Source organism: Streptomyces sp. UH6, assembly GCF_013421635.1.
Lineage (GTDB): Bacteria > Actinomycetota > Actinomycetes > Streptomycetales > Streptomycetaceae > Streptomyces > Streptomyces abyssomicinicus.
This window is the reverse complement of the sequence record NZ_JACADT010001091.1, coordinates 1-1,798: the sequence shown is the minus strand read 5'-3', so window position 1 is coordinate 1,798 and position 1,798 is coordinate 1. Positions and strand designations below refer to the sequence as shown.

Genomic DNA, 1,798 nt, shown 5'->3' with positions numbered 1-1,798 from the left:
GCCCGGCGCGGCGCAGCAGCAGCGCCGGCGGGGCGGCGGTCAGCCGCAGGGCGGAGGCGTCGATGTTCCGGGTGAGCACCGGCAGGGTGCGCGAGCGGCGGACCACCACCGAGACGGCCTGGATCAGGAAGTGCAGTGCGTAGAAGCCCAGCAGGGCCAGCAGGGGCGCGGCCAGGTCGTTCTCCTGCCGCTGGCCGTGCGCCCGGACCAGTGCGACGACGATCAGTATGTCGCCCAGCAGATGGCGGACCGTGACGTCGGCGTGCGTCTTGGCGAAGACCGAGACCATGCCGCGCTGCCAGCGGTACAGGACCCCCTCGACGGCAAGGGAGACGACGGTGGTGGCGATCATCGCGGGCACGTTCGGAACGACGGCCGTGACGGCCGACAGGACGAACGACACCGCCAGCACGGCGATGATCACGCCTCTCACGGCGGTCTGCCGACGGGGGACGGGTGTGAGCACTGCGTCACTCCAATGGACTGCGCGAACGTGGTGTGTGCGTGACTCAGGTACAACGCGCGTGCACGCTCCGACGACACGCCGTGGCGCCACCGCGGCCGGAACCCGGGCGCGTGCGGGTGACCCGGGAGCGAACCCGGGAGTGCCCGGTGAGCGGAACGCACGCGCACCGGTCCGCCCGGGTCGCGTAGATTGCCGGGCGGGCAGCCGAGAACAGGTGAGGGGACGACGGCAAGGTGACAGGGGCAAGGGAGAACGTGACCGCGGCTCGCAGGATCGTCGTCAAGGTGGGGTCCTCCTCCTTGACCACGGCCGACGGCGGTCTGGACGCCGACCGCGTCGACGCCCTGGTCGACGTCCTGGCGGCGGCCCGGGACGGCGGCGCGCGGGACGTCGTCCTGGTGTCCTCCGGAGCCATCGCCGCGGGACTCGCGCCGCTCGGGCTGCGGCGCCGGCCCAGGGACCTGGCCCGGCAGCAGGCGGCCGCCAGCGTGGGGCAGGGACTGCTGGTGGCCCGCTACACCGCGTCCTTCGCGCGGTACGGCGTGCGGGTCGGCCAGGTGCTGCTGACGGCCGACGACACGAGCCGGCGCGCCCACCACCGCAACGCGGCCCGCACGCTCGACAAGCTGCTCGCCATGGGAGCCGTACCGGTCGTCAACGAGAACGACACGGTGGCGACCGACGAGATCCGCTTCGGGGACAACGACCGGCTGGCGGCGCTCGTGGCCCACCTGGTCCACGCCGACCTGCTGGTGCTCCTGTCCGACGTCGACGGCCTGTACGACGGCGATCCGTCCCGCCCCGGGACGTCCCGGCTGGGCGAGATCCGGGGGCCCGAGGACCTGGAGGGCGTGGAGATCGGCAGCGCCGGCAAGGCCGGCGTGGGCACCGGCGGGATGGTCACCAAGGTGGAGGCCGCCCGCATCGCCGCCGAGGCCGGCATCCCGGTGGTCCTCACCAGCGCCAGCCGGGCGGCCGACGCGCTGAGGGGCCGCGACACCGGCACCTACTTCCACGCCACCGGCAGCCGGTCCGCCGACCGCCTGCTGTGGCTCCAGCACGCCTCCGCCCCGCAGGGCGCGCTGACCCTGGACGACGGCGCCGTGCGGGCCGTGGTGGAGCGGCGGACGTCCCTGCTGCCCGCGGGCATCGCCGGGGTCGAGGGCGAGTTCCAGGCCGGCGACCCGGTGGAGCTGCGGGACGCCGAGGGGCACGCCGTGGCGCGCGGCCTGGTGAACTTCGACGCACGGGAGATCCCCCTCCTGATCGGCCGGTCGACCAGGGAACTGGCACGCGAGCTGGGCCCCGCCTACGAGCGGGAGGTCGTCCACC

1 protein-coding gene and 1 pseudogene are annotated in these 1,798 nt (G+C 74.3%); one reads left to right on the top strand and one right to left on the bottom strand.

The genetic code is table 11. The features are described 5' to 3' along the window. Positions 1 to 466, bottom strand: a pseudogene (locus HW445_RS29545) (hypothetical protein); the annotation flags it as partial. A gap of 254 nt (positions 467 to 720) precedes the next feature. On the opposite strand from HW445_RS29545, the gene proB reads away from it, so the two are divergent. Next, positions 721 to 1,798 (top strand): glutamate 5-kinase (gene proB / locus HW445_RS29540; RefSeq protein WP_180223890.1); only part of this gene is annotated, 1,078 nt, incomplete at its 3' end.